Raw genomic sequence first — 26,181 nt, 5'->3', positions numbered from 1 at the left:
ACATGAACAACAGACTAACCCAAGTTAATCTGCACCCGGCGCGCTCTCAACCCGCATCACGTGTTTCACGAGTTTTTTCACGGCTTTCTGCATTTTGTCCGGGGTCGGTTCATCCGCGATCTTCAGCCGCTCGAAACTCAGTGTTTTAAGGGGTTCCGCCGTGGCTTCGCTGATCGCGGCCAGCCACAGAGGCGCAGATCCGGCCCAGACATCGGCAAATTGTCGCGCTGTGCGGGGTGAAAATAGCGGGGCGATGATGGGCTGATCACCCTCGGCGGCGTGGGAAGCCTCATCACTCAGCGGCAGAAGTTGCTGTCGATAAATCGGCTGTTCTCGGGTGGTCAGCCCGGATTCAGTCAAACGCGCGGCCACGTTGCCACGGCTGTGTTCTCCGCGCAGATGCAGCAGCGGGCTGTTTGGCTTGAGTTTCAGCAGATTGGCCACCAGCCCTTCGGCCGTCGCACCCAGCATCTGAGCATCCCACCCTGCCGCCTGCGCTGCCTGCGTGGTCACCGGACCAACGCAATAGGCGGGCAGGCTGCGTTCCACATTCAATACGGCGGCGGCGTTTACGCCATTTGCCGAGGAAAAGATCAGTCCAGCAGAATCATCGGACTCAACCATGACACCCAGCGGTTCGATCTTTAACAAGGGTGAATGGATAACCGCGACTTGCGGCCGAATGTGGTCCGGCAGTTGCGCAACGAACCTGTCCGAGGCGGCGCGAGGGCGGGTCATCAACAAATACAACGGTCGGCGCCTTCGGCCTTGGGATTGTTTGCATCCGCGCGGGGTGATACCCCGCTTGGCAATCATGATGCAACGGATCAGGCCTATGGTGCAAACACTTACCGTCCTTGGACTGGAAAGCAGCTGCGACGATACCGCAGCCGCCGTTGTGCGGCAGGGCACAGGCGTAGGGGCCGAGATCCTGTCATCCGTGGTGCATGGCCAGACTGAGTTGCACAGCGCCTATGGTGGCGTTGTGCCTGAGATCGCAGCGCGTGCGCATGCGGAAAAGCTGGATATTTGCATCAAACAGGCTCTAACACACGCCGAAATTGGCTTAGATGATCTGGACGCTATCGCTGTCACCGCCGGTCCCGGCTTAATTGGCGGCGTAATATCCGGCGTGATGTGCGCAAAGGGCCTAAGCGCAGCAACCGGGTTGCCGCTAATCGGGGTGAACCATTTGGCCGGGCACGCGCTGACACCAAGACTGACCGACGAGATTGCTTTTCCCTACCTGATGCTGCTGGTCTCGGGTGGTCACTGCCAATATCTGATCGCTCATGGACCGGAACAGTTCACCCGCCTTGGGGGGACGATCGACGATGCCCCCGGAGAAGCCTTTGACAAGACCGCCCGTCTGTTGGGTCTGCCGCAACCCGGTGGCCCCTCGGTCGAGGCTGAGGCGCGCGCGGGTGATGCCAAACGTTTCCGCCTTCCCCGGCCCCTTCTGGATCGCCCCGGATGTGACCTGTCTTTTTCGGGACTCAAGACCGCGCTGATGCGGATGCGGGATAAGGTCGTAGCCGAAAAAGGGGGGCTGACCCGACAAGATCGCGCTGATCTGTGTGCCGGTTTTCAGCAGGCTATTGTTGATACCTTAGCTGAGAAAACCCGCCGCGCGATTGCCCAGTATCTTGAGACATCACCGTCAGAACCGGTTATTGCCGTTGCCGGGGGTGTCGCAGCAAATTCCGCTATTCGCTCAGCATTAGAGACTGTTTCTGCGGAAATGGGCGCCCGATTTACTGCCCCTCCGCTGGCTTTGTGCACTGATAATGCCGCAATGATCGCCTATGCGGGTATGGAACGATTCCGCACCGGTGCACGAGATGGGTTGGACCTGACGGCGCGGCCCCGCTGGCCCTTGGATCAAACCAGCCCTGCAATGCTGGGTAGCGGCAAAAAAGGGGCCAAGGCATGAGCGTGGCCGTCCTTGGTTCTGGCGCATTTGGAACCGCTCTGGCGATATCTTTGGCGGGCAATGGGCCTGTAACTCTCTGGTCACGAGATGCCGAGCAAGCAGCGCAGATGCGGCACGGGCGCGAGAACCCGCGACGATTGCCGGGCGTTACACTGCCCGCCAGTGTTTCAGTGACAGCTGAATTTGAACAAGCGGCGCAATCCGATGTGTTGTTACTGGCCGTCCCAATGCAAAAGCTGCGCGATGCGTTGACGCAATATACCGGCGAACTGGGTGGCAAGGTTTTGGTGGCTTGCTGCAAGGGGATCGAACTGTCCACGGGGCTGGGTCCCATTGCAGTCATCCGTCAAACCGTTCCGGACGCACTTCCGGCCTTGCTGACTGGCCCCAGCTTTGCCGATGATATCGCGCGCGGTTTGCCTACGGCGTTGACGCTGGCTTGTGATGATGCCGAACTGGGTGAAGCGCTTCAGCAAGAGCTGACAACTGCCAATCTGCGTCTTTATCGTACCGCCGATACCATCGGGGCAGAGCTAGGTGGAGCGCTAAAGAATGTGATGGCTATTGGTTGCGGCGCGGCCATTGGTGCAGGGCTTGGCGATAGCGCCCGCGCTGCGTTGATCACGCGCGGATTTGCCGAGATGCAGCGCTTTGCCGCCCAGCGCGGGGCACGGCCCGATACGCTGATGGGGCTATCGGGGCTGGGTGATCTGGTTCTAACCTGCTCATCCGAATTGTCGCGAAACTATCGTTTTGGCCTTTGTTTGGGTCTAAACAAGCCATTTGACACCACAACAACCGTCGAAGGTGTCGCCACTGCGCAGGCCATGTCCGAAATCGCAGCGAGCGAAGGGTTAGACATGCCCATCAGCGCAACGGTGGCGAAACTCAGCAGCGGTGCCTACAGTGTCACCGACGCGATTCAGGCCCTGCTGGGTCGCCCACTCAAGGAGGAATAATATGCTCATCGCCCTGATCGCCCGGGATAAAGCTGGTGCCCTACAGACCCGGCTGGACAACCGCACCGCCCATCTGGCTTACATTGAAGAAACCGGTGTTGTGGCGCAGGCCGGGCCGTTACTGGACGGCGATGCGATGATCGGATCGCTGGTCATACTGGATGTCGAGAATCTGGCCGCCGCTGAGGCCTGGGCCGCAAATGACCCCTACGCGCTGGCCGGCCTGTTCGACTCGGTTGAATTGATCCCGTGGAAAAAGGTCATCGGCTGATGGCGTATTGGCTGTTCAAATCCGAACCCTCGACCTGGAGCTGGGATCAGCAGGTCGGCAAGGGGGACGCGGGCGAGGAATGGGATGGGGTGCGCAACTACCAGGCCCGCAATTTCATGCGTCAGATGCAGATTGGTGACCGGGGTTTTTTCTACCACTCGCAAAAGGACAAGGCGATTGTCGGCATTGTCGAAGTCTGTGCCGAGGCCCATCCCGACAGCACAACCGATGATGAGCGTTGGGAATGCGTGGATATCAAAGCCGTCCGGTCTTTCACAATTCCGGTCAAACTGGATCAGATCAAGGCGGATGAGCGTTTGGGTGAAATGGTTCTGGTCAAGAATTCACGCCTTTCAGTGCAGCCGGTCAGCGATACAGAATGGCAGTTGATCTGCGCTTTGGGCGAGACAGAGGCGGATTGAATGAAAAGGGAAGGCCCTGACGACTTCAGAACCTTCCCTACCCCGCGTGCTCCCAAGCTCACCACACGCATACGGAAATCTATTGGTTCTGACCGTCCTGGTCATATCCTGACCTTAGCCGATTTCAGAACCGCGCTTCAAACGCCAAGTATTTAGAGTTTCAATCAAATACAAAACACCCGCCGGTAAGACCGACGGGTGCTGAAATGGTTCTTGGCTGGATCAGCTATAGACCGATTCTTTGCCGAAATGCTTGGTCAGCATGTAATAGACGACAGCGCGGTACTTGTTACGCTCGGACATGCCATAGGTCTCCATGGCCTTGTTGATCCCTTCCATCAGTTCGGGACCATCCGACAGGCCCAGCTTTTTGATGAGGAAGTTGTTCTTGACCGTCTCAAGCTCGCCTTCCTGGCTGGCCGCCACTGTCGACGCATCCGCGTCATAGATCGCCGGACCACAACCGATGGTGACCTTGGTCAGCAGGTCCATATCGGGGTCCATCCCGCATTTGCCTTTTAGATCTTCAGCGTATTTGGCGATCAATTCGTCGCGTTTGCCCATGTCCCAATCTCCTTAATCCATTGTCACGGAACTTTTTACCGATGCACGAGAGACTAGCCTTGTCGGCGGAATTCCCAAAAGGGAAAAATCACAAGGTTTCCCCCTAGGCTGAACTTCGCGGGACTCGGTGATTTGATTTTTTCAGATTTATTATTTAACATTTTTGTTAATTATGATTCCCGGAGGTCCCCATGCCCGTAACGTTACCGAATGAAACCACCGAATATCGGTCAGCTCGTAATGCACTTCTATCCGCCGAGCGGGACCTGAGAGCAAAGGTTGAAGAGGTCGCGGCCTTGCGCCGTTCTCTTCCAACCGGAGGCAAAACCCCTAACGATTATGCGTTCCGAGATCTGGCAGGCGAGGGTGCGCCTATGTCGTCGCTGTTTGGCGATAAGGATACGCTGATCATCTATTCGCTGATGTACGGACCCGACGCGGAACGCCCCTGCCCTATGTGTTCGGCGTTTCTGGACGGGCTGAACTCTCAGGTTCATCATCTGAAGCAGAACGCCTCGGTCGCCGTAGTGGCGCAGAATACGCCCGAAAAACTCTCGGCGCTCAAGGATGAGATGGGTTGGAGTGCGCTGCCGCTCTATTCTGCACTGGGGACGAATTACCAGAGCGACTATCTGGCCCAGACCGAAGGGGGCGATCAGCTTCCCATCCTGAATGTCTTTCAACAGCTCCCTGATGGCATTCATCACTTCTGGAGTTCCGAGCTGTTCTTTGAACCCAGCGACTGGCATCCCCGGCATGTGGATGCAGCTTGGCCTTTGTGGAATGTGCTGGATTTCACACCACAGGGCCGCGGCGATTTTATCCCACCTCTACGCTGAGGTACTATCGGCAGTAGCCCCAGCCGGGCCCCTGCAGGTGGAAGTGATCGGCATGTAAGCGGTTGTAATCAGGGCCAAGCACCACGCGGAACCAGTCACAGGCTCCGCGCCAGATCTGGCGCAGAAAATCGGCCTCGGGCCCGTCAGCGTCCCAGTCAGCCAGCAGGTTCAAGCTGCGCCCGTCCGAGAGATCCATTCCGACGATGTCGATCGCGTCCGCAGTGGCGTGACTGCTCCAACCATTGTCTTGTCCTTGCGCGGTGCGCATCCGCCGGCAGTTATAGCTACCGATCTGGCGCAATCTGCTGACGGAAGTCCCCAGTAGTTGCTGCGCAGCGGGTTGCACAACATGGTGTTCCCACATGACAAGCCGCAAAGTTGTGGCACACCGGGTCTCGACTGCAGTGACGCGGGCGTTCACCAGACCGGACAACCGGCCGCGTCCCTCGATTCCGCAATTCTGGTCCACCACCAGATCGTCCAGCGGATCAAACCGAGCTCCAGCCTCGGCCAAGGCTGCACGGCATAAAGCGTCATCCGCCAGTGCGCGGTTCAACTGGTAAGGGGTGACCGGGGTGACCGGGGCCGTCACGGTCAGATCACGCAGCGGGTTCCAGTGCGGGGGTACAGGCGTATTGGGATGGGCAAGCAGCCACCAAACGCCGCCGCCCAACACGGTCAACAGCGTTAAGAGGCCAAAAAGAAAAGACGCCGCCGAAAGCAGGATTCGGCGGCGTCCAGAAGCTTTGGTCATGCGTCTTTCGCACTTAGTAGCGGTAGTGTTCCGGCTTATAGGGGCCTTCGGGTTTCACGCCGATATAGGCCGCCTGATCGCTGTCCATCTGGGTCAGCTTCACGCCGATCCGGTCCAGATGAAGACGGGCAACTTTTTCGTCCAGATGCTTGGGCAGGATGTAAACTTCGTTCTTGTATTCATCGCCTTTGGTGAACAGCTCGATCTGGGCCAGAACTTGGTTGGTGAAAGAGGCCGACATCACGAACGAGGGGTGACCGGTGGCGTTGCCGAGGTTCAGCAGGCGGCCTTCGGACAGCAGGATAATGCGGTTGCCCGAGGGCATCTCGATCATGTCCACCTGTTCTTTGATGTTGGTCCACTTGTGGTTCTTCAGGCTGGCCACCTGAATTTCGTTGTCGAAGTGACCGATGTTACCGACGATGGCCATGTCCTTCATCTCGCGCATGTGCTCGATACGGATCACGTCCTTGTTGCCGGTGGTGGTGATGAAGATATCGGCGTTTGCGACTTCGTCTTCCAGAAGGGTGACTTCGAACCCGTCCATGGCCGCTTGCAGCGCGCAAATCGGGTCGACCTCAGTCACTTTCACGCGGGCGCCTGCGCCACGCAGCGAAGCCGCCGAGCCTTTGCCCACGTCACCATAGCCGCAGACCACGGCAACCTTACCGGCCATCATGGTGTCGGTGGCGCGGCGAATACCGTCAACCAGCGATTCCTTGCAGCCGTATTTGTTGTCGAATTTCGACTTGGTGACCGAGTCGTTCACGTTGATCGCCGGGAACGGCAGGTGGCCGTCTTTCACCAGCTGATACAGGCGGTTTACACCGGTGGTGGTTTCTTCAGAGACGCCTTGGATCTGGTCGCGCATTTTGGTGAACCAGCCCGGAGACGCGGCCATGCGCTTGGCGATCTGCTTCTTGATCACCTCTTCTTCTTCCGAACCGGGAACGGGGATAATGTCCTCTCCTGCCTCGGCACGTGCACCCAGCAGGATGTACAGCGTCGCGTCGCCGCCATCATCCAGGATCATGTTGGGGCCTTCGTCGAACAGGAAGGATTTGTCCAGGTAATCCCAATGCTCTTCCAGCGTCTGGCCCTTGATGGCAAAAACGGGAATACCAGCCTCGGCAATCGCCGCCGCCGCGTGGTCCTGCGTTGAGAAGATGTTGCACGACGCCCAGCGCACATCAGCACCCAGCGCCACCAGTGTTTCGATCAGAACGGCGGTCTGGATGGTCATATGCAGTGAACCGACGATCCGCGCGCCTTTCAGCGGCTTGCTTTCGCCATATTCGGCGCGCAGGGACATCAGCCCCGGCATTTCCGTTTCAGCGATATTCAGCTCTTTGCGGCCAAACTCGGCCATTGAAATGTCTTTAACGATATAGTCCCCGGCCATCAGGTACTCCACTCCGGCAATTCACAGTCCGAAGTGCCACTAGCATCCCTTGCGGGATGAGGCAATGAAGATGGCCGGAAACAGGAAGTCTGGTGACAAAATATCAGCTTGGCGTACCCTCTGCCTTGATTTTGGGGATCGCTTCAAAAAAATCAGTGCCAACGGCGACAATACAACTCATGCCGTTCGCCTGGGTCACCAAAACGGTATAGCTTCCCGTTTCCTTCGAGGTCCAAACCTCCATGACCGTCTGCCCGCCACGTGATTTCTGAAGACCGCCAAAGGTTAATTCCTCGGAGTAATTGTCTTGCAGTTTGGTAATCACGTGCTCGCGCTCTGCGCAGTTCTGGGCAAAGGCGGGTGGCGCGGTTGCGGCCATTCCGAAGGTCAGGGTTATTGCAAACAAACGCTTGAACATAGCAAGCTCCTTTCGATACGAGTTTCGTTTCGAGAGGGCGCAACTGGGAGGAGTCAGCACCCCCCTCAGTCCTTGATGTCGGGATCGTATCGCGCAGGTTCAAAGCACGAATGCTCAAGAAATTGTTGGCAGCATGTGATCCAGACAGATACATCATACCACAAGAACGCGAATTGAACGTGTCCCAGTTCACAAGGCATGGTAAAATGGCAACACAACCCAGAGCGTGGCAAAGAATGCTGTCGGGACGGCGGCTGGATTTGCTGGACCCGACGCCCGTGGATATCGAGATCGAAGATATCGCGCACGGGCTGGCCTTTGTGGCGCGGTGGAACGGTCAGACCAACGGGGATTTTGCCTATTCCGTGGCCGAACATTCCTTGCTGGTGGAAGAGCTTTTTGGCCGCATCGCACCAAATGCACCGACGAAATGGCGATTGGCGGCACTGTTACACGATGCCCCCGAATATGTGATTGGTGACATGATCTCTCCGGTGAAATCCGCCGTTGGCCCGGATTATGGTGATTTAGACGACCGGCTGGCTGCTGCGATTCATATACGTTTCGGGTTGCCCGCCGTGGTACCAAAAACAGTGAAACGCCAGATCAAGAAGGCGGACAAGATCAGCGCCTGGATGGAGGCGACGCAGATCGCGGGTTTTTCTGATACCGAAGCATCAAAGTTCTTTGGTCGTCCGGACAAGGCAATATTAGAGGGGTTGCAGATCAAACTGCGTCCCCCGATTGAGGTGCGGCAGGCCTATACCGCGCGGCATCAGGAATTGTTGGGCAGCATTTAGGTCGCCAATAGATCAGCAGCTCGGCCTATGCTAATTTTCCGCTAAAACAAGACCATAATCGGACGCAGGTTCAGATGAGCGACGCAGACAGCCAGATACCGGTCACGAACGCGCAGATGGAATATGCCAACGCGTGTTTACGTGAAGCGTACAATCTGACAGGCCGAGGGCGGGTGCGCAATCTGATCCGAAAGTCACTGCTGCCACAGTTGATCGCCTACCGGGGCATTCGAATCCACCTGCACCCTTATGACAATTTCAGCGAATTCTCTCTCTGGCAGAAGGGCCGGTCTCCGGAAGAGCTTGAGCTGAATTGGCTGAAAGAAAGCTTTGCGGGGAAGACTCTCAAGGTTTTGGATATCGGGGCAAATTTTGGTCTGTATTCACTTTTCTTGTCGTCAATTCTTAGCCCGAACTCCCGGATTCATGCGTTTGAGCCTAATCCGACACTGGCCGAACGCCTCAGCAATAATTGCTCTCTGAACGGATTTGGCAACGTGGAGCTGAACACTTTCGCGATCGCGGGCGAAACTGGTGAAGCGACGCTTATTATAGAAAAGCGGGGCGACACGGCCACCAATCTTGGTCAGGCGCGTTTGGCAAACGACCCAGCGTATCTGGAGCTATCAAAATACGATACGATTGAGGTGCAGACCCGAACACTGCTTGAGCTTACACATCTGCATGATGCCGATTTTGCCAAGCTTGATGTTGAAGGGCACGAGCCGAACATTCTTATGCCTTTTCTTGAAAGCGCAGAAGATGCAGCGCTTCCCCAATATCTACAGCTGGAAACCGTGAATCTTGGTGATAGCGCCGACCGCCTGTTTGCCTCACTTTCTGATCGTGGCTATGAAAATGCCTTTCAAACTCAACGTAATATCATCTTCAGAAGATAGGCCGTGCAAGGAAGAACCGCGATCATGATCAAACCCACTCAGGCCAAGCTGATATGAAGGTCGGGCTGTTCTCCTGCGCCAAGGATGAAGGGCCGTTTATACTTGAGTGGGTCGCGTATCATCTGCTGGTCGGGTTTGATCCTATTCTGATTTACAGCAATGACTCGACAGACGGCACCGCCGAGCTGCTTGATGCGCTGGATAAAAACGGGGTTATTTCCCATGTTCTGCAAGATCTGAAACCCGGGCAAGTACCACAGCATACAGCGGCGGAAACGGCCTATGCGCATCCTTCGCTTAACGATGCCGATTGGCTGATGTGGCTTGATAGCGATGAGTTTCTTTTCTGTGCAAACGATGAAAATCAGGTCGCAGGTCTCGTCGAACGCTGTTCCGGTTTCGCCGAGGGCATCGCCGTGAATTGGTTGATCTTCGGAAATGGGGGCAACGACAAGTGGGAACCGGGGCTGGTCACGCAACGATTCCTAAAGCGTGCCGATACAGATCATAACTTGCATCGCTACTTCAAAACGCTTTTTCGAAAGTCTGATAAAATACGGGGGTTTGGCCTGCACCGGCCCTACTTGCGACCGGACTTTCGAAACGATGGATCGCAATTTGTAAATGCTGCGGGCCTGCCGATGCACGAACACATGTATCGTTCGGGATTGCGACGAAGACATGCGCTGGGCGCCGCGCCCGAGCATCTGTCTACACACGATTGGGCTGCTGTCATTCACTACCCGGTGAAAACGCGAGACAGTTTCGCGCTCAAGCGGCAGCGCGGGCAAGGCACGAAAGCGACAGATGCACCCAACCGGTCCAGCCGGTTTCGTGAAAGGTATTGGAACAAGTACAACCAGAACAGCGTTGTGGATGATCGAATGCTGGCGATGGGTGGCAAGCTACAGGCAAAGGTTGATGAGTTGCTGTTATTGCCTAAAGTTGGGTGCGCGCACTCTGCCTGCCTTAAGAATTACGCGCTGAGGCTCCAAACTCAGGCTCAACCCGCGCCCTGAAAGTCGTTTGGAACGGCCCGGGAAAACACACTATTAAGTTTACGGGTCTACCTTGGACTACGCTTCGCCAGAATCCGCTGCAACGTCCGGCGGTGCATGTTCAACCGGCGCGCGGTTTCCGAGACGTTCCGGTCGCACAGCTCATAAACGCGTTGGATATGTTCCCAGCGGACGCGGTCGGCGCTCATGGGGTTTTCCGGCGGCGGGGGCAGTTCGTCGCCCTTGGCCAACAGAGCGTTGGTGATGTCAGTGGCGTCGGCGGGTTTGGACAGATAGTCGGTTGCACCAATTTTGACCGCCGCAACGGCGGTGGCGATGGCGCCGTAACCGGTCAGAACCACAACCCGGCTGTCGGGGCGTTTTTCGCGCAGCACTTCAACCACGTCCAGCCCATTGCCATCTTCAAGTCGCAGATCGACCACGGCATAGGCAGGTGGGCGGGCTGTGGAAATGGCGCGGCCTGCGGCGACGGAACCCGCGGTTTCAACCTCGAATCCGCGTTTTTCCATGGCCTTGGCCAGACGTCTCAGAAACGGCTCGTCATCATCTACCAGCAGCAGCGATTTGTCGGGGCCGATTTCAAGCTGGGAACTGTCTGCCATATGTGGGTCTTTCCGCTATTTCATGCCTCTTGGCTTAAACATGAGTAATAGCAGCGCCATTCCAAAGGTCAAACCGACTGTTGAGGATCAGGCCTGATCAAGAAAGCAGCCAATCTTGTCCGCCATCTGCTCGGCCGTTTCATCGCGTTTGAAAAATTCCAGAAACCCGTCCTCGGGCGTCATCAGATAGGTAAAGGTCGAGTGGTCGACCAAATAATACTCATCGCTTTTGTCTTGGGCCTTGTAATAGGTCTTGTACGCCTTGCTGGCCGCCTTGATCTGCTCGGGCGATCCGGTCAGGCCAATCACGCGTTCATGCAGGTTGAATGCGAAATCGCCCACGACCTCGGGGGTATCGCGATCCGGGTCTATCGAGATGAACAACGGCGTCACCGACTGACCGCGCTCGGCCAGCAAATCGATCGTGTCGACATTGCGCGACATGTCAAAGGGGCAAACATCCGGGCAGAAGGTATAACCGAAGTAGACAAGCGTGGGCTCGGTGATCACATCCTTGTCGGTTACCGTCTCACCATTGGCGTTGAGCAGTTCGAACGGCCCTCCGATCGCCGCGCTCCCGCCCGCGATCTGAGACGAGCGGCACTGCGCGTATTTGTCGTCCGCGCCGCCCCGCGTCAACAGCCACATGGCGCCAAGACCAATTGCAAGAACAACAGTTGCGAGAATAGCATAAAGACGAACCATGGCGCGTATCCTGATACGAAAGGGGATGTTGATCGATTCTGCCGGGACACCTATCAACATGTCGGACCGACGCAATAGGACATAATCGACAGATGACGAATTCCAACACCAGTCTTTGGCGTGGGCAGGAGCGCAGTACCTGGATCAGGCTGCGCACGCTGATCCTGCTGCGATGGGTCGCCATTATCGGCCAGTTTACGGCCATCACGGTTGCACAAAAATATTACGACGTTCAGCTTGAGCTGGCATTGTGTTATTTCGTCATCGGCATTTCGGTGATGGGTAACCTCACGGCGATTCTGTTGTTTCCCGAAAACAAGCGCTTGTCGGAATTCGAGAACTTCCTGATGGTGCTGTTCGATCTGCTGCAGCTGTCGATCCTGTTGTATCTGACGGGGGGGCTAAACAACCCGTTTGCGCTGCTGTTGCTGGGCCCGGTGACGATTTCTGCGAATGTAATGAGCACCCGCTCGACCCTGATCATCGGCAGCGTTGCGGTGATCCTGACCACGTTGCTGGCGCAATTCCACCTCCCGCTGAGAACCAATCTGGGGTTGGTGCTGGATATCCCCGATATTTTGCTGTTCGGAAACTGGGCGGCGATTATCATCGCCATCGTTTTCATCGGCGCCTATTCGCACCGCATCAGTTCCGAAGTTCAATCGATGTCCGAAGCGCTCTCGGCCACCCATATGGCGCTGGCGCGCGAGCAAAAGCTGACTGATCTTGGTGGTGTGGTGGCCGCCGCCGCACATGAGTTGGGTACGCCGCTGGCAACGATCAAGCTGGCCAGTTCAGAACTGATCGAAGAGCTGGACGACCGGCCTGAGCTGATGGAGGACGCAGCCTTGATCCGCGAACAGGCTGACCGCTGCCGCGACATCCTGCGCGATATGGGCCGAGCTGGGAAAGATGATTTGCACCTGCGTCAGGCGCCTCTGTCCACCGTGATCCATGAAGCGGCAGAGCCACATATCAATCGTGGTAAAGTGGTGCATTTCGACGAAGGACCAGTTGCGGATGGCGATGTGCAGCAGCCCTCGATCCTGCGCAAGCCCGAGATCATTCACGGGCTGCGCAACCTGATCCAGAACGCAGTGGATTTCGCCCAGACGACGGTCTGGGTCGAAGCTGAATGGACCTCTGATCGGATCAGCGTTTCGATCATGGATGATGGGCGCGGCTATCCCTCTCACATCATTGGTCGGATTGGTGACCCATTCATGCGCCGCCGCCGCGCCGATCGCAGTAGTCGGCCGGAATACGAAGGCATGGGGCTGGGTCTGTTCATCGCCAAAACCCTGCTGGAACGCAGCGGTGCCGAACTGAGCTTCGCCAATGGCGCGGACCCTTATCAGACCCTGACTGACCAACCGGACCGCAGGGGGGCGATCGTCAATGTCGTTTGGCCGCGCAAGCTGATCGACGCGCAAACCGGGGACACTCCTGTTCCCTCGGGCGCCAACCAACCGTTCCAGATCTGAGTTAAGACCCCGTTAACCATTGTTGTTCATATAGATTCAAACGTTTTACCCGGGGGTTGGAGCAATGGCCGAATGGATCGTTCTGGCCGCAATCAGTGTGGTTTCGGCCAGCTTTGCGATATTGTGGCTCTTGCCACGCCATCAGGCCAAAACAAGAGATTTCGGGCTGTCAGCGCCCGGAGCGCTGTTCGATGTTGTCTTCCTGTTCGATGGCGACCGGTTGATCAGCCACTCCGATATTGCGCTGGCAGGTTACGAATCCGTCAGCAACTGGGCTGATCTGCGGCGTTTGCTGCAACGTGATTTTCCCGCTTTCCCCGAAACGCCCGAGATTGTCCGGTCCGGGGGCAACATCGCCGTTTCAGCCATCGACTGCACAGTCGAGCGCGAGGTTCTGTGCGAATGGATCGATGGTATCATTCGGGTTCAATTACGTGATCTGACGGGGACCATCCCTGCGCCACGCCGTGACCAACGCGATCCAATTCGTTTGGCGATGGAGCAGGCGCCCTACCCTGTTTGGCTGATAGATCACCGTGACAAGGTGGGCTGGTGCAATGCGGCCTATGTACGGTTGGTTCGCAAGATCGCGGGACCGGATGCCGATCTGACGGACCCTCTGTTTCCTTCTCACAAGGACGAGGCGCAGCTTAGCCGAAAAACCCGCGTCTCGATCCCGGTCCGGGACAGCGACGCCAAGCTTTGGTTTGATCTGACCCGGGTCGCGCACGAACAGGATCAGTTGTGTTACGCGGTTGATATCAACGCAATTGTCGAAGCCGAGACAGCGCAGCGCAAGTTTGTGCAGACCATGACCAAAACCTTCGCACAGCTCTCCATTGGCCTAGCGATCTTTGACCGCAACCGGCAACTGGCCCTGTTCAATCCAGCGCTGATTGATCTGACCACCCTGCCACCCGACTTCCTGAGCCTGCGCCCAAGCCTGTCCAGCTTTTTTGACCGGCTTCGCGACCAGCATATGATGCCCGAGCCTAAGAACTATCGCAGTTGGCGGCGCCAGATGAACGACCTTCTGGAGGCGGCACAGGACGGGAACTATCAGGAAACCTGGTCGCTGCCATCAGGATCGGTCTATTCCGTCAGTGGTCGCCCGCATCCCGATGGGGCCGTGGCTTTCCTGTTCGAAGATATCACCGCCGAAATCACACTGACCCGACGGTTCCGCGCTGAAACGGACCTTATGCAATCCATTCTGGACAAGCTGGCTGATGCCATCGCGGTGTTTTCGGATGACGGTTCGCTGGCGATTACAAATTACGCTTATCAGGTGTTGTGGGGCGACAGCGGCGAAGTAGGATTCGAACCAGCAACGGTGCTGGAAATCACACGCCAATGGCAGGAGCACTGCACCGCCACGCCGATCCTTGGCGAGATCCGCGAATTCGTCACCGCGCGCGAGAATCGGGCCGAATGGTCGGCTGAACTGATCCTAAAATCCGGCGGCTCTTTGAACTGCACGGTCAGCCCCATGCAAAACGGGGCAACAATTGTCCGTTTCGCCTCGGACAACCCGGTCAGGAACATCACGGAAATACAAAAAATCAGCGCGTGAACCGGTTGCAGCCGACCCGGCGCAGGTTCATTGTGACGCCATGAACGCACCGCTGACTCTGACCTCGAAATCCCCATTCGACACTGCTGAAGTTGCCACCAAACTGGGAGGCGCATTGCAGTCTGGCGATACTATCCTGCTTGAAGGTACCATCGGCAGCGGCAAAACCCATTTCGCACGCGCATTGATTCAATCTCTTCTGTCCGCTCCCGAAGATGTGCCTTCGCCGACCTTTACTCTGGTTCAGGTTTACGAGACGCAGCTTGGAGAGGTCTGGCATTCAGACCTCTATCGTCTTTCTGCCGTGGAAGAGATCGAAGAGCTCGGGCTGGTCGACGCCTTCGACGCCGGCATTTGCCTGATCGAGTGGCCTGAAAAGCTGGGTCCTCTGACGCCAGAGCCGGCCTTACTGATCCGGTTCACCACAGACGCCAACGAACAAGATACGCGACAACTTAAGATGTCGTGGACAGACCCGAAATGGAACGCCAAGCTGGAGGGGATCCAATGACGAACCGGGCCATTCTGGCAGAAGCCTTGATCGCGCAGACACCATGGAACGGCGCACGGCATACGCCTTTGGCGGGTGATGCCTCGAACCGCCGGTACGAGCGTCTGACCGACCCTGCCACCGGCCGGACCGCCGTTTTGATGGATGCTCCGCCCGACAAGGGCGAAGCTGTTGAACCCTTCGTGCGTATGTCGAAATACCTGCGTTCCATTGGGTTGAGTGCGCCGGAAATCTACGCCGAGGACTGCGAATACGGGTTTCTGTTGCTCGAAGATTTGGGCGACGATCTGTTCGCACGCGTCTTGCGGGACGATCCGACGCTTGAGCGCACGCTGTATGACGCCGCAACCGATGTACTTGTCCATCTTCACGCGGCGCCGACGCTTTCGCTCGACAGTTACGACCCCGCTATGATGACCGAATTGGCGGCGTTGTCGTTCACGAAATATGCACAAGGCATTCTTGGATCGCACGACGACGAGGCCCGCGCCCGGTTCGAGCTGCGCTTTGCGGATATCCTGCACCGGGAAACCGGCGGAACGCGGGTTGTTGTGCAACGCGATTACCACGCAGAAAACCTGATCTGGCTGCCCGAGCGCGAAGGTCTGGCGCGTGTCGGTCTGCTGGATTTCCAAAGCGCGATGCTGGGGCATCCCGCCTATGATTTGATGTCACTGCTACAGGATGTGCGTCGGACTGTGCCCGCCGGGATCGAGATGCGGATGATCGACCGCTATATCACCGCAACCGGCGTCGATGGGCATGATTTCCGCACCGCATATGCTGTTCTGGGCGCACAGCGTAACCTGCGCATTCTGGGCGGTTTTGCCCGGCTGGCGACCGATTATGGAAAGCCACACTACGTCGACCTGATCCCGGCTGCGTGGGCACATTTGATGCGCGATCTCGAACATCCCGGGTTGGTGCCGGTGGCAGACCTGTTGCGCAGCGCTCTGCCCGCCCCAAGCCCCAAAAACCTGGAAAAGCTGAGGGCGCAATGACCGGCACCCCCCAAGCTGCAATGCTGTTTGCCGCAGGATTTGGCACCCGCATGGGTGCCCTGACCAAAGACCGGCCCAAACCGCTGATCGAGGTGGCCGGGCGGCCCCTGATTGATCACGCACTGGATCTGGTCGATGCACTCAGGCCGCTGCGGGTTGTTGCCAACCTGCACTATCACGCTGATCAGTTGGCTGATCATCTGGCGGGCTGCGACGTTATGATATCGCGGGAAGAACCGCGCATTCTGGATACTGGTGGTGGGCTGCGCGCAGCGCTACCTCTGCTTGGATCCGACCCCGTATTCACCTTGAACAGCGACGCAATCTGGGCTGGGCCCAACCCACTGAATTTACTGAAGGATCAGTGGAACCCAGATAAAATGGATGCGCTGCTGATGTGCGTTCCAGTTGGGCAAACCCTTGGCCACACAGGCCCTGGTGACTTCACTCAGGACAGCACAGGGCGGATCGTCCGCGGTGCAGGTCTTGTTTACGGCGGGGCACAAATTCTGAAAACCGAAGCGCTGCATGATATCGCTGAGGACGTGTTTTCATTGAACGTATTGTGGGATCGAATGCTGCAGCAAAAGCGCCTGTTCGCACTGTCTTACCCCGGTCGCTGGTGCGATGTGGGGCGTCCCGAGGGTATTGATCTGGCCGAGGGGTTGATTGCCGATGTTTGAGCCCAGCGCCCTGCCCCGGGTCTTCGCCGTTCCTCCGGGAGCGGATTTTCCCAAGGTGTTGGTTGACGGGCTACATGAGCGGTTTGTGGGGCAGCCGCCCGACGCGCTGGCCCGGGTGCAACTGGTAATCAACACCCGCCGGATGGCGCGCCGGGTGCGCGATCTGTTTGATCAGGGTCCCGCTTGCCTTTTGCCACGCCTCTCTTTGGTCACCGATCTTGGCGAAAGCGCCGATCTGGCGCAGATCCCACCCGCAATCCCGCCTCTGCGTCGCAGGCTGGAGCTGACGCAGCTGATCGCAAAACTACTGGACCAGCAACCCGATCTGGCGGCCCGGTCCTCGTTGTTCGATCTATCTGACAGCCTGGCCGGGCTTATCGACGAGATGCAGGGGGAAGGTGTCTCTCCCGATGCGATCAGGCAACTGGATGTCAGCGACATGTCCGGCCATTGGGCGCGGGCACAGGCCTTTATAGGCATCGCTGATCAGTTCATGGAATCCGGTTCGGAGGCGCTGGACGCGCAGGCCCGACAGCGGCGCGTGGTCGAGAACCTGATCGCGCGCTGGGAGGCGTCGCCGCCCGAACATCCTGTCATTCTGGCAGGCTCTACCGGGTCTCGCGGGACCACCCTGATGCTGATGCAGGCGGTTGCGCGTCTGCCTCAGGGGGCGATGGTGCTACCCGGCTATGATTTCGACCAGCCTGAACATGTTTGGAGCAATCTGGATAACCCGCTGACATCTGAGGATCATCCTCAATACCGGTTCCGCAAGCTGATGCTTGGGCTAGGGCTTAGCCCGGATCAAATCCGGCCATGGACCACGGATCAGGCCCCTTCACCTGCCCGTAACAAGCTGATTTCGCTTGCATTGCGCCCTGCCCCGGTCACCGACGCATGGATGGCTGAAGGCCCGCTCCTGCCCGACCTGAACGGTGCGACCAAGGATGTGACGCTGATCGAGGCACCCTCGCCCCGGGCCGAGGCCTTGGCGATTGCGCTGCGCCTACGGCAAGCGGCCGAGACCGGCCAGACCGCCGCGCTAATCACCCCCGACCGGATGCTAACCCGGCAGGTCAGCGCCGCACTGGACCGGTGGAATATCCTGCCCGATGACAGCGCGGGCCTGCCACTGCAGCTGTCTCCGCCCGGGCGGTTCCTGCGCCATGTCGCCGGGCTGTTCGCGCGCCGCCTGGATAGCGAGGCTCTGCTGACGCTGCTCAAACACCCACTGTGCCATGACGGGGGCGACCGGGGCAGCCACCTGCTGCATACCCGCGATCTTGAGCTTGACCTGCGTCGCTATGGCCCGCCCTTTCCCGACAGCGCCAGCCTGACCGCTTTCGCCATTCGTACTGAAGCGCCCGAGGACTGGGTCCGCTGGGTTACCCAGGCATTTTGCGATCAATACGACCCCACCGAACAGCCACTGCCGGACTGGGTCGCCCGGCTTCGCACGCTGGCCGAGATAATCTCGGCAGGTGGAACCGGTGAATCTGGCACATTGTGGGACAAGAACGCGGGCCAGAAGGCGCTTGCGGTGATCTCTACTTTGGAAGCCGAAGCACAGCATGGCGGCGCGATGACCGCCCATGACTTTGCCGACCTTCTGGGCGCGTTGTTGGCAGGTGAAGAAGTCCGCGACCGCGATGCACCTCACCCGCATCTGATGATCTGGGGCACGCTGGAAGCGCGCGTTCAGGGTGCGGATCTGCTAATTCTGGGTGGCTTGAACGAAGGCAGCTGGCCCGAGGCTGCGGCACCCGACCCCTGGCTGAACCGTCAGATGCGCAATGAGGCCGGTCTTTTACTGCCCGAACGCAGGATGGGTCTGTCCGCGCATGACTTCCAGCAGGCGGCAGGTGCTGCAGAGGTGGTTTTGACCCGCGCTACCCGCTCGGATGATGCGGAAACCGTACCATCCCGTTGGCTGAACCGCATGACCAACCTGTTGCAAGGCCTGCCTGAACAGGGTGGAACTAGGGCGTTAGAAGCAATGCAAGCGCGGGGCCAACGGTGGCTGGATTGGGCAGAGATGCTGGAACATGCACCCCGAATCGCACCCGCGCACCGCCCGTCGCCACGACCACCCGTCGCGGCGCGGCCACGGCGGCTATCGGTGACCGAAATCAAACGCCTGATCCGCGATCCGTACGCCATATATGCCCGACATGTCCTGCGATTGAGACAACTGGACCCGCTGGTTCAGGCGCCAGATGCCCTGCTACGCGGTATCGTCATCCACGAGGTGATGGAACAATTCGTGCGCGACAGCGTTCTGGATCCGGCTTTATTGACCCGAGAAAATTTCCTGAAACGCGCCAAAGCTCTGCTGGACGACCACGTTGCGTGGCCAACTGCCCGAAAGCTGTGGCTGGCGCGGCTAGAGCGGATTACCGATAGCTTTCTGTCCGCCGAGATTCACCGCCGCGCCGATGGCGGGCCTGTAGCATTTGAAGTTGGAATGCGGCTGGCGTTGACGCCGCTGGACTTCACCATTGCCGGACGTGCCGACCGAATCGATCGAAGCGGGCAAGGGGCTTTGCGTATCATCGACTACAAGACGGGCACTCCGCCAACGGAAAGTCAGCAAGCCAAATTCGACAAACAACTGCTGATCGAGGCCGCAATGGCCGAGCAGGGCGGTATCGAAGGATTCGATCCGCTTCCCGTTGCACAGGCGATCTTCATTGGCATGGGCGGCACCTATAAAGAAGTGCCCGCACCGCTGCAAAAAGAGCCGACCGACAAGGTGCTGGCCGAACTGAAAGAGCTCATTTCAGCTTATTTAGAGCCTGATCAGGGGTTCTCTTCACGCAGGATGCTGCACAAGGACACAGATATAGGGGACTATGATCACCTCGCCCGGTTCGGCGAGTGGGATCGTTCGGCGGAAACCGAACCGGAGGACCTGACATGACCCCCCGCAATGATGCCACCGAACGGCAGGTTCAGGCCGCGCGCCCGGACGCCTCAACCTGGCTGGCGGCCAATGCGGGCTCGGGCAAAACCCGGGTGCTGACCGACCGGGTGGCGCGGCTGTTGCTGGATGGCGTACAGCCGCAGCATATCCTGTGCCTGACCTATACCAAGGCCGCGGCCAGCGAGATGCAGAACCGGTTGTTCAAACGTCTTGGCAAATGGGCAATGTTGGGCGACGGCGACCTTCAGTCTGAGTTGGTCGAACTTGGCGTACCGGGCGTGATCGATCCCGACCGGTTGGCGCAAGCACGGACCCTGTTTGCCCGCGCTATTGAGACGCCTGGTGGCCTGAAAATCCAAACGATCCACTCCTTCTGTGCTTCGCTGCTGCGACGGTTCCCGCTTGAGGCGGGGGTCAGCCCTCAGTTCTCCGAAATGGAAGACCGGGCTGCGGCGTTGCTGCGCGAAGAGATCATTGAAAGTTTTGCCGACGGCCCTCAGGCCGAATTGATCGAAGACGTTGCCCGCTTTGTCACCGATACCGGTTTTGACAAACTGACTGCCGCTGTTGCGCAGAAACGAAATCAGTTTGAACATGTGCTGCAATGGCCGGACATTCTGCAACGGTTTGATCTGCCCGAAGGTTTTGATGAACAGGTCCTGCTGCGTAACGTGTTTCTGGGCGGTGAGGTCGAACTGATCCAGTCCATTTTACCCGCGCTTTCGGAAAGCGGAGGGAACAATGCCAAGGCCGCCGACAAGCTTGTCGGCTTTACCGACGCCCGGCTCAGCAAACTGACGATACTTGAAAACGTCCTATTGTCGGGTAAGGGTGCGAAAGAGCCCTTTGCCGCAAAACTCAACAGCTTTCCAACCAAGGCGCTGCGTGAAGGGGTGCTGGCAGATCGGATGCCCCAGCTCGAGGCCCTGATGCTGCGGGTCGAAGCCGCGCGGGAACAACGACTGGCGCTGGTTGCGGCCCAGAAAACCCATGTATTACATCGCTTTGCCGCGGCCTTCCTTCCGGAATACGAGCGGTGCAAGCAGGTGAGGGGTTGGCTGGATTTTGATGACCTGATCCTGCGCGCACGTCAGGTGCTGAACGACCCAGCGGTGGCGGAATGGGTGCTGTACCGGCTCGACGGTGGCATCGATCACATTCTGGTGGACGAAGCGCAGGACACCAGCCCAGATCAGTGGGACGTGATCGAAAAGCTGGCACAAGAATTCACCAGCGGGGAAGGGGCCCGATCCGGGGTTGAGCGCACGATCTTTGTGGTCGGCGACAAGAAACAGTCAATCTATTCCTTCCAAGGTGCCGACCCGCAAGCCTTTGACCAGATGCAGGCCGAATTTGGACGAAAACTCCGAGAATCAGGCTCTAAACTGTGGGATTCAACGCTGGAATATTCGTTCCGCTCGTCCAGCGCGATCCTTGGGCTGGTCGATATACTGTTCGAAAACCATGTAGAGGCCGGGTTCCACAAGGATGCCTTGCACCGGGCATTCAAGGCCGATCTTCCTGGGCGCGTCGACCTATGGCCGGTGATCGAGAAGGTTGAAGACGAGGATGACAGCGATTGGACCGATCCCGTTGATCGACCTGGCGCACGGCATCACACCGTCATTCTGGCAGAACAGGTTGCCCGGTCGATCAAGGATATGATCAGGGATGGCGCCACCATTCCCGATGATGGCGATGCGTCGGGGACATTTGTCCGGCGCAAAGTGCAGCCCCGCGACTTTCTGATCCTTGTCCAACGCCGCTCGGACCTGTTTGCCGAGATCATTCGCGCCTGCAAAAGCGAGGGTCTGCCCATCGCGGGGGCAGATCGCCTGAAGGTGGGCGCGGAATTGGCGGTCAAGGATCTGGCTGCTTTGCTTAGCTTTCTGGCCACACCCGAAGACAGCTTGTCACTGGCGACAGTCCTGAAATCCCCACTGTTTGGCTGGACGGAACAACAGTTGTTCGATCTGGCACATCGCAGGGAGGAAACTTATCTATGGGCAGCGTTGCGCAATCGTGCCGAGGAGTTCCCGGTAACGCTTGCGATTCTGAACGACCTACGCGGTCAAACCGACTTTCTGCGTCCTTATGATCTGATCGAACGTATCCTGACGCGCCATGACGGGCGACGCAAACTGCTGGGTCGGCTTGGGGCCGAGGCTGAGGATGGTATCAACGCGTTACTGTCGCAGGCGCTGGCCTATGAACGGACAGATATCCCAAGCCTCACCGGTTTTCTGGTCTGGATGCAAACCGACGATCTGGAGATCAAGCGCCAGATGAGCGGAGTCGGCAATATGATCAGGGTGATGACCGTTCATGGCTCGAAGGGATTGGAATCACCGATCGTAATCCTGCCGGACACTGGTAAACGACAGCCACCACGAGATGCCGAGATCATGATGGCGGGCGATACTCCGTTGTGGAAAGTGCCTTCTGATGCCTCACCTGCATTGATCGCAGCTGCGCGCCAAGAAGCCAGAACGCGCGAGGAGAATGAGCGGCTGAGGCTGCTCTATGTGGCTCTAACACGGGCAGAAAAGTGGTTAATAGTGGCGGCCGCCGGGGATGTAGGCAAGGATGGCAACAGTTGGTATCAGATGGTTGAGGCCGCGATGGCGCGGGCAGGGGCTACTCAGGTGCCCGGCACCCAGACCCTTCGACTGGCGCATGGAGATTGGGAGGCTTTGTCTGCCGTTGAACAGGGCAGCATCCCGCACAACGAACAGCATTTGCCTGTATTTTTTGACCACCCCGCGCCAAATGCACCCGCGCCAGCCGAAACGCTCAGCCCCTCTGATCTAGGGGGTGCGAAGGCCTTGCCCGGAGATGCGGGGCAGGATGAAGAGGCGGCGAAACGACGCGGATCGCAGCTGCACCTGTTGCTCGAACATCTTCCTGCTGCCGCACAGGATCAATGGCCGCAGCTTTGCGCACGGCTTCTGGCCGATATGCAAGATGTTGAGCGGCAAGATCTGCTGACTGAGGCCACTTCGGTGCTGACGGCCGAATATCTGAAACCGGTCTTTGGCTCGGATGCGCTGACCGAGGTTTCGGTCTCTGCCGATCTGAACGGCACACGAATGCATGGGGTCATCGACCGGCTGATTATCACGGATAAAGAGGTGCATGTGATTGATTTCAAATCCAATGCGACTGTTCCGACCGGGCCAGAATCCTGCCCCGAAGGGCTGTTGCGCCAGATGGCGGCCTACGCCCATGCCCTGTCGCAAATCTATCCCAATCACAGTATCCGCACCGCTATCTTGTGGACGCGAACCGCGCACCTGATGTGGTTGCCACACGATATGGTGACGGACGCCCTGACACCGAACCCTATATCTTGACCTTGCCCGGTGCCGCACCTAGGTTCTGAGCCCAAGCATTCCCAGTCAGGAGACAGACATGTCGACCGTAGCCGTTACCGACGACACCTTTGACGCCGAAGTCAAGAATTCCGATATCCCCGTCGTGGTGGATTTCTGGGCCGAGTGGTGCGGCCCCTGTAAGCAGATCGGCCCCGCCCTGGAAGAGCTGGCCAGCGAATATGGTGGCAAGGTGAAGATTGCCAAGGTCGATGTCGACAGCAACCCAAACTCAGCCGCGGCCATGGGCGTGCGCGGCATTCCGGCGCTGTTCATTTTCAAAGACGGTCAGGTGGTTTCGAACCGCGCTGGCGCGGCCCCGAAAGCGGCCCTGCAAAGCTGGATCGACGAGTCGATCTGACCTTCGCTAGTGTGCGAACGAAAAAAAGGCGCCCCGCATTGGGCGCCTTTTTTTGTGAAAGCCACTGCGTGACAAGAGTTTAGACTCACTTGATGGTCCACCTCACCGATACTCCCGCGCCGTCTTTGTGGGTAAATGTAACGGTGTCGTCTGCGATTGAAACCACCTGACAGTCATGGGGCATCACTTCACCGACGATCACGATTCTCCGACAGTAATACCTGTCTTTCCACTCCCACGTGCCGCTGATACTGCCACCTTTCGGGCCTTTGCCCTCAACCGTGCCGTCCTTGTGAATTGTCACCCAGGTTTCGCCCTGAACCAGCTTCTTATCAACGATCAGGTTCATAAATTTCGCTTTGTTTTCTATGACTTCAGCGGATACGCCTGGCGCCAGAAGTCCAAACAACAACAATGATGACATGAGCCGAAAATACGTCATGGAATCAAACCTTTCATAGATCGTGTGCTTAAACAGACAGAATTCTAGTCGATAGCGGCGGTACACACCAAACATTCGGGTTTCGTGGTTTGGCCGGATGCAGTTCACTGTACTGGTTCTTTCAATTCGCAAGAACTCGTGCAGATTGTCGGGTCATCAGGAATAAGGAGGCGACATGCCCAAAACTCGGGTATTGGTGGAATTCGGTATGGGTACGTCGCTTCGGCGCGAAGACTATACCGAAGCAGCGCTGCGCGCGCTCAAGGATGCGCTCTGGCATAACTCGGTCAATATGGCGGAATTGTTCGGATTCCCGAAAGAGACCATGATCATCGACGCGGAAATCGGAGTACAGCAACCGGACCGGGTGGATTCGCAGGCGTTGAAGGTCATTTTCCCTTACGGCCAGCCCAACATCACGGTCACACATGGTGGCTTGGATATCGACAAACCCCATTCTGAAGGTCGCACGGTGATCGCCAACGCCGCGATCGTTGTCTCATTTGATATGGAGCCCGCCCGATGACGGAAAAACGCATCATTCTGGAGATGGGGACCGGCAACGATCTGTATGGTCAGGACTATACCAAGGCCGCGCGCCGCGCTGTTCAGGACGCGCTGCACCACTCGTCCATCACGCTGTTTTCCAAACTGGGCATCAGTCATGAGGAGATGCGCGTTGAGGTCACGATTGGCGTTCAGCAGCCTGAGAAGGTTGATTGTGATCTTGTCGCCTCGGATCTGCCGCGGGGCCGCGCCTCGGTTCGGGCGGTCAAAGGGGGACTGGATGTCGAGGATGCCGAGGCGGGTACCCGGCATGTCGTAGCCACTGCTGCAGTTGAGGCTTATCTGCCTGATCTCGCAGGTAAATTCGTCGAAAGCTGAAAAAGAAGAAGCCGCTCAATCGAGCGGCTCATCTTATAAGTGTTCAAATCCTGGATCAGAACTTGGAGATATCAGCGCGGGTCAGCCCGACGTCTTCCAGCTGCTCGTCGCTCAGTTGCGACAGTTCGTTGCGTGTCTGATATGATTTGTACCATTCGACAACGTTTTCGAATGCATGAGAGAATGCGTCCACTGCGTGCAGGATGGTGACTGCTCCGCGCGGCGCATGGGTTTTTGCGATTGCGTTTGCCATGTGCTTAGTCCTTTTAACAGAAACAGCCGACCCGTTGTCGGTTGTAAGCCTCATGTAACTCCGGCGGCTGAGTCTCACAAATGCTGACTCAACAGCCCCGGTTTGCGTTTACTGCATATCTTTTGGGCAGTTTTAGAACCGGTTGCGCAGAACCCGTGCCCGGCCCATATATGGCAGCACGGATAACGGAGGCATTCATGGCAGACAGCGATTTTCCCGGATGGCACGGCACCACTATTATTGGCGTTAAGAAGGGCGGGCAGGTTGTCATCGCCGGGGACGGGCAGGTCAGCCTGGGCCAAACCGTGATCAAGGGCACTGCGCGAAAGGTGCGTCGCCTGACACCGGGCGGGTTCGAAGTGGTCGCCGGATTCGCCGGATCTACGGCGGATGCGTTCACGCTGCTGGAACGTCTGGAAGCCAAGCTTGAGGCGACGCCCGGCCAACTGGCGCGTGCTTCGGTCGAGCTGGCCAAGGACTGGCGCACCGACAAGTATCTGCAGAAGCTCGAGGCGATGCTGATTGTGACCGACGGCAAGGATCTGCTCGTGATCACTGGGGCAGGGGACGTGCTTGAGCCGGAACACAACGTCGCTGCAATCGGGTCGGGCGGCAACTTTGCCCTGGCGGCGGCCCGTGCGATGATGGATAGCGACAAACCAGCCGAGGATGTAGCGCGTGAAGCTATGGCAATTGCTGCGGATATCTGCGTGTATACCAACGGCAATCTGACGGTTGAGACGATCGGGTCATGAGTGCGGTTCTGGCAGCGATATTTGGTGGGCTGATTGGCGGTATTGTTGGGCCGATTGTGCTTGAGGAATATCGGAACCGGAAGCACGCCAAGACATGGAAAGAGCCTCGCAAGAAGCTGCTTGAGTCCATGTTGAGGGATACCAAATACAAGTTCAAAACTCTGGAACGGCTCAGCAGAACAATTGGCTGTACCGAAGATCAGACACGCTCGCTATTGATCGAGCTGGAAGCCAGAGGCGCTGTTTCAAAGAAGACCAAAAAGGAAATTTGGGCACTGATAGAGCGCGCGCCATTACAGGAAAGCCAGCGCAAACTTGACGAAGAAGAAATCGAGGAAGAGCAGGAGTAGGT

29 protein-coding genes are annotated in these 26,181 nt (G+C 57.7%); 20 read left to right on the top strand and 9 right to left on the bottom strand.

Translation table 11 applies throughout. From position 1 onward, the window contains the following. Positions 1–24: 24 nt before the first annotated feature. Positions 25–738: a uroporphyrinogen-III synthase gene (locus I5192_RS16720; protein WP_170733777.1), complete on the bottom strand. Its 714-nt coding sequence runs from the start codon at positions 736–738 to the stop codon at positions 25–27. 97 nt (positions 739–835) lie between these two features. Here I5192_RS16720 and tsaD point away from each other — a divergent pair, with 97 nt between their 5' ends. The 4 genes from tsaD to I5192_RS16700 are packed head-to-tail and all read left to right on the top strand — an operon-like array spanning position 836 to position 3,585. Then, a complete protein-coding gene (gene tsaD, locus I5192_RS16715) occupies positions 836–1,933 on the top strand; it encodes a tRNA (adenosine(37)-N6)-threonylcarbamoyltransferase complex transferase subunit TsaD (RefSeq protein WP_223117336.1) in 1,098 nt (365 codons plus the stop codon). Next, complete coding sequence (locus I5192_RS16710) at positions 1,930–2,892, top strand: NAD(P)H-dependent glycerol-3-phosphate dehydrogenase (protein WP_223117335.1); 963 nt, start codon at positions 1,930–1,932, stop codon at positions 2,890–2,892. The genes tsaD and I5192_RS16710 overlap by 4 nt, the downstream gene beginning before the upstream one ends. Position 2,893: 1 nt before the next feature. Beyond that, the gene (locus I5192_RS16705) at positions 2,894–3,163 is read left to right on the top strand and encodes a YciI family protein (RefSeq protein WP_170407946.1); all 270 of its coding nucleotides are present in this window, start codon (positions 2,894–2,896) and stop codon (positions 3,161–3,163) included. Beyond that, positions 3,163–3,585: an EVE domain-containing protein gene (locus I5192_RS16700; RefSeq protein ID WP_170737102.1), complete on the top strand. Its 423-nt coding sequence runs from the start codon at positions 3,163–3,165 to the stop codon at positions 3,583–3,585. Before I5192_RS16705 ends, I5192_RS16700 begins: the two co-directional genes overlap by 1 nt. A 222-nt stretch (positions 3,586–3,807) precedes the next feature. On the opposite strand, the gene I5192_RS16695 is transcribed toward I5192_RS16700, so the two are convergent. After that, the gene (locus I5192_RS16695; protein ID WP_170397892.1) at positions 3,808–4,149 is read right to left on the bottom strand and encodes a DUF2853 family protein; all 342 of its coding nucleotides are present in this window, start codon (positions 4,147–4,149) and stop codon (positions 3,808–3,810) included. A gap of 191 nt (positions 4,150–4,340) precedes the next feature. Here I5192_RS16695 and I5192_RS16690 point away from each other — a divergent pair, with 191 nt between their 5' ends. Then, entirely contained in the window at positions 4,341–4,988 is a 648-nt protein-coding gene (locus tag I5192_RS16690; protein WP_223117334.1) for a DUF899 family protein, read from the top strand. 4 nt (positions 4,989–4,992) lie between these two features. Here the strand turns inward: I5192_RS16690 and I5192_RS16685 are convergent, their stop codons facing one another. The 3 genes from I5192_RS16685 to I5192_RS16675 all read right to left on the bottom strand — a co-directional run bounded on the left by I5192_RS16685 (position 4,993) and on the right by I5192_RS16675 (position 7,562). Continuing rightward, a complete protein-coding gene (locus I5192_RS16685; protein WP_223117333.1) occupies positions 4,993–5,742 on the bottom strand; it encodes an extensin family protein in 750 nt (249 codons plus the stop codon). A gap of 13 nt (positions 5,743–5,755) precedes the next feature. Beyond that, the gene (ahcY, locus tag I5192_RS16680; RefSeq protein ID WP_170733772.1) at positions 5,756–7,144 is read right to left on the bottom strand and encodes an adenosylhomocysteinase; all 1,389 of its coding nucleotides are present in this window, start codon (positions 7,142–7,144) and stop codon (positions 5,756–5,758) included. 103 nt (positions 7,145–7,247) lie between these two features. Beyond that, positions 7,248–7,562, bottom strand: a complete 315-nt coding sequence (locus tag I5192_RS16675; RefSeq protein ID WP_170397881.1) for a hypothetical protein — start codon at positions 7,560–7,562, stop codon at positions 7,248–7,250. 206 nt (positions 7,563–7,768) lie between these two features. On the opposite strand from I5192_RS16675, the gene I5192_RS16670 reads away from it, so the two are divergent. The 3 genes from I5192_RS16670 to I5192_RS16660 all read left to right on the top strand — a co-directional run bounded on the left by I5192_RS16670 (position 7,769) and on the right by I5192_RS16660 (position 10,280). Next, a complete protein-coding gene (locus tag I5192_RS16670) occupies positions 7,769–8,362 on the top strand; it encodes an HD domain-containing protein (RefSeq protein WP_170397878.1) in 594 nt (197 codons plus the stop codon). 74 nt (positions 8,363–8,436) lie between these two features. Beyond that, complete coding sequence (locus tag I5192_RS16665; RefSeq protein ID WP_223117332.1) at positions 8,437–9,261, top strand: FkbM family methyltransferase; 825 nt, start codon at positions 8,437–8,439, stop codon at positions 9,259–9,261. A gap of 53 nt (positions 9,262–9,314) precedes the next feature. Then, on the top strand, positions 9,315–10,280 hold the full coding sequence (locus I5192_RS16660) for a glycosyltransferase family 2 protein (RefSeq protein ID WP_170513477.1): 966 nt from the start codon (positions 9,315–9,317) through the stop codon (positions 10,278–10,280). A gap of 47 nt (positions 10,281–10,327) precedes the next feature. Here the strand turns inward: I5192_RS16660 and I5192_RS16655 are convergent, their stop codons facing one another. Both I5192_RS16655 and I5192_RS16650 read right to left on the bottom strand, forming a co-directional pair. Continuing rightward, entirely contained in the window at positions 10,328–10,882 is a 555-nt protein-coding gene (locus I5192_RS16655) for an ActR/PrrA/RegA family redox response regulator transcription factor (RefSeq protein ID WP_039542641.1), read from the bottom strand. A gap of 87 nt (positions 10,883–10,969) precedes the next feature. Continuing rightward, on the bottom strand, positions 10,970–11,587 hold the full coding sequence (locus I5192_RS16650) for an SCO family protein (protein WP_170407931.1): 618 nt from the start codon (positions 11,585–11,587) through the stop codon (positions 10,970–10,972). Positions 11,588–11,679: 92 nt separating this feature from the next. Between I5192_RS16650 and regB the strand changes: the two genes are divergently transcribed. From regB to trxA, 8 genes are all read left to right on the top strand, one after another. Next, complete coding sequence (gene regB, locus I5192_RS16645) at positions 11,680–13,071, top strand: sensor histidine kinase RegB (protein ID WP_223117331.1); 1,392 nt, start codon at positions 11,680–11,682, stop codon at positions 13,069–13,071. Between the two features lie 64 nt (positions 13,072–13,135). After that, complete coding sequence (locus tag I5192_RS16640) at positions 13,136–14,644, top strand: PAS-domain containing protein (protein ID WP_223117330.1); 1,509 nt, start codon at positions 13,136–13,138, stop codon at positions 14,642–14,644. A 40-nt stretch (positions 14,645–14,684) separates the two neighbouring features. Further along, positions 14,685–15,155, top strand: a complete 471-nt coding sequence (gene tsaE, locus I5192_RS16635; protein ID WP_170407927.1) for a tRNA (adenosine(37)-N6)-threonylcarbamoyltransferase complex ATPase subunit type 1 TsaE — start codon at positions 14,685–14,687, stop codon at positions 15,153–15,155. Then, positions 15,152–16,156 carry an aminoglycoside phosphotransferase family protein gene (locus I5192_RS16630; RefSeq protein WP_223117329.1) on the top strand — a complete coding sequence of 335 codons (1,005 nt, stop codon included), beginning with the start codon at positions 15,152–15,154 and terminating at the stop codon, positions 16,154–16,156. Before tsaE ends, I5192_RS16630 begins: the two co-directional genes overlap by 4 nt. Further along, the gene (locus tag I5192_RS16625; protein WP_170802446.1) at positions 16,153–16,839 is read left to right on the top strand and encodes a nucleotidyltransferase family protein; all 687 of its coding nucleotides are present in this window, start codon (positions 16,153–16,155) and stop codon (positions 16,837–16,839) included. Before I5192_RS16630 ends, I5192_RS16625 begins: the two co-directional genes overlap by 4 nt. Beyond that, the gene (addB, locus tag I5192_RS16620; protein WP_223117328.1) at positions 16,832–19,759 is read left to right on the top strand and encodes a double-strand break repair protein AddB; all 2,928 of its coding nucleotides are present in this window, start codon (positions 16,832–16,834) and stop codon (positions 19,757–19,759) included. The genes I5192_RS16625 and addB overlap by 8 nt, the downstream gene beginning before the upstream one ends. Continuing rightward, complete coding sequence (gene addA / locus I5192_RS16615; RefSeq protein WP_223117327.1) at positions 19,756–23,115, top strand: double-strand break repair helicase AddA; 3,360 nt, start codon at positions 19,756–19,758, stop codon at positions 23,113–23,115. Before addB ends, addA begins: the two co-directional genes overlap by 4 nt. Before the next feature lie 58 nt (positions 23,116–23,173). Further along, entirely contained in the window at positions 23,174–23,494 is a 321-nt protein-coding gene (gene trxA, locus I5192_RS16610) for a thioredoxin (RefSeq protein ID WP_170397826.1), read from the top strand. Between the two features lie 85 nt (positions 23,495–23,579). Here trxA and I5192_RS16605 read toward each other — a convergent pair whose 3' ends face one another. Beyond that, positions 23,580–23,843 (bottom strand): hypothetical protein, encoded by a 264-nt coding sequence (locus I5192_RS16605; protein WP_170397824.1) that lies wholly within the window; start codon positions 23,841–23,843, stop codon positions 23,580–23,582. Between the two features lie 268 nt (positions 23,844–24,111). Here I5192_RS16605 and I5192_RS16600 point away from each other — a divergent pair, with 268 nt between their 5' ends. After that, positions 24,112–24,462 carry a Lin0512 family protein gene (locus I5192_RS16600; protein WP_223117326.1) on the top strand — a complete coding sequence of 117 codons (351 nt, stop codon included), beginning with the start codon at positions 24,112–24,114 and terminating at the stop codon, positions 24,460–24,462. Beyond that, the gene (locus I5192_RS16595; RefSeq protein WP_170407917.1) at positions 24,459–24,821 is read left to right on the top strand and encodes a Lin0512 family protein; all 363 of its coding nucleotides are present in this window, start codon (positions 24,459–24,461) and stop codon (positions 24,819–24,821) included. The genes I5192_RS16600 and I5192_RS16595 overlap by 4 nt, the downstream gene beginning before the upstream one ends. A gap of 55 nt (positions 24,822–24,876) precedes the next feature. Here the strand turns inward: I5192_RS16595 and I5192_RS16590 are convergent, their stop codons facing one another. Next, positions 24,877–25,074 (bottom strand): DUF1127 domain-containing protein, encoded by a 198-nt coding sequence (locus tag I5192_RS16590; protein WP_170397815.1) that lies wholly within the window; start codon positions 25,072–25,074, stop codon positions 24,877–24,879. 197 nt (positions 25,075–25,271) lie between these two features. Between I5192_RS16590 and hslV the strand changes: the two genes are divergently transcribed. Next, a complete protein-coding gene (gene hslV / locus I5192_RS16585; RefSeq protein WP_170397812.1) occupies positions 25,272–25,829 on the top strand; it encodes an ATP-dependent protease subunit HslV in 558 nt (185 codons plus the stop codon). Continuing rightward, the gene (locus I5192_RS16580; RefSeq protein ID WP_170425354.1) at positions 25,826–26,179 is read left to right on the top strand and encodes a hypothetical protein; all 354 of its coding nucleotides are present in this window, start codon (positions 25,826–25,828) and stop codon (positions 26,177–26,179) included. The genes hslV and I5192_RS16580 overlap by 4 nt, the downstream gene beginning before the upstream one ends. Positions 26,180–26,181 lie beyond the last annotated feature (2 nt).

The organism is Ruegeria sp. SCSIO 43209 (genome assembly GCF_019904295.1).
Taxonomy (GTDB): Bacteria; Pseudomonadota; Alphaproteobacteria; order Rhodobacterales; family Rhodobacteraceae; genus Ruegeria.
Note: the sequence above shows the minus strand (reverse complement) of the source record. Positions and strands in the feature narration are given on the sequence as shown.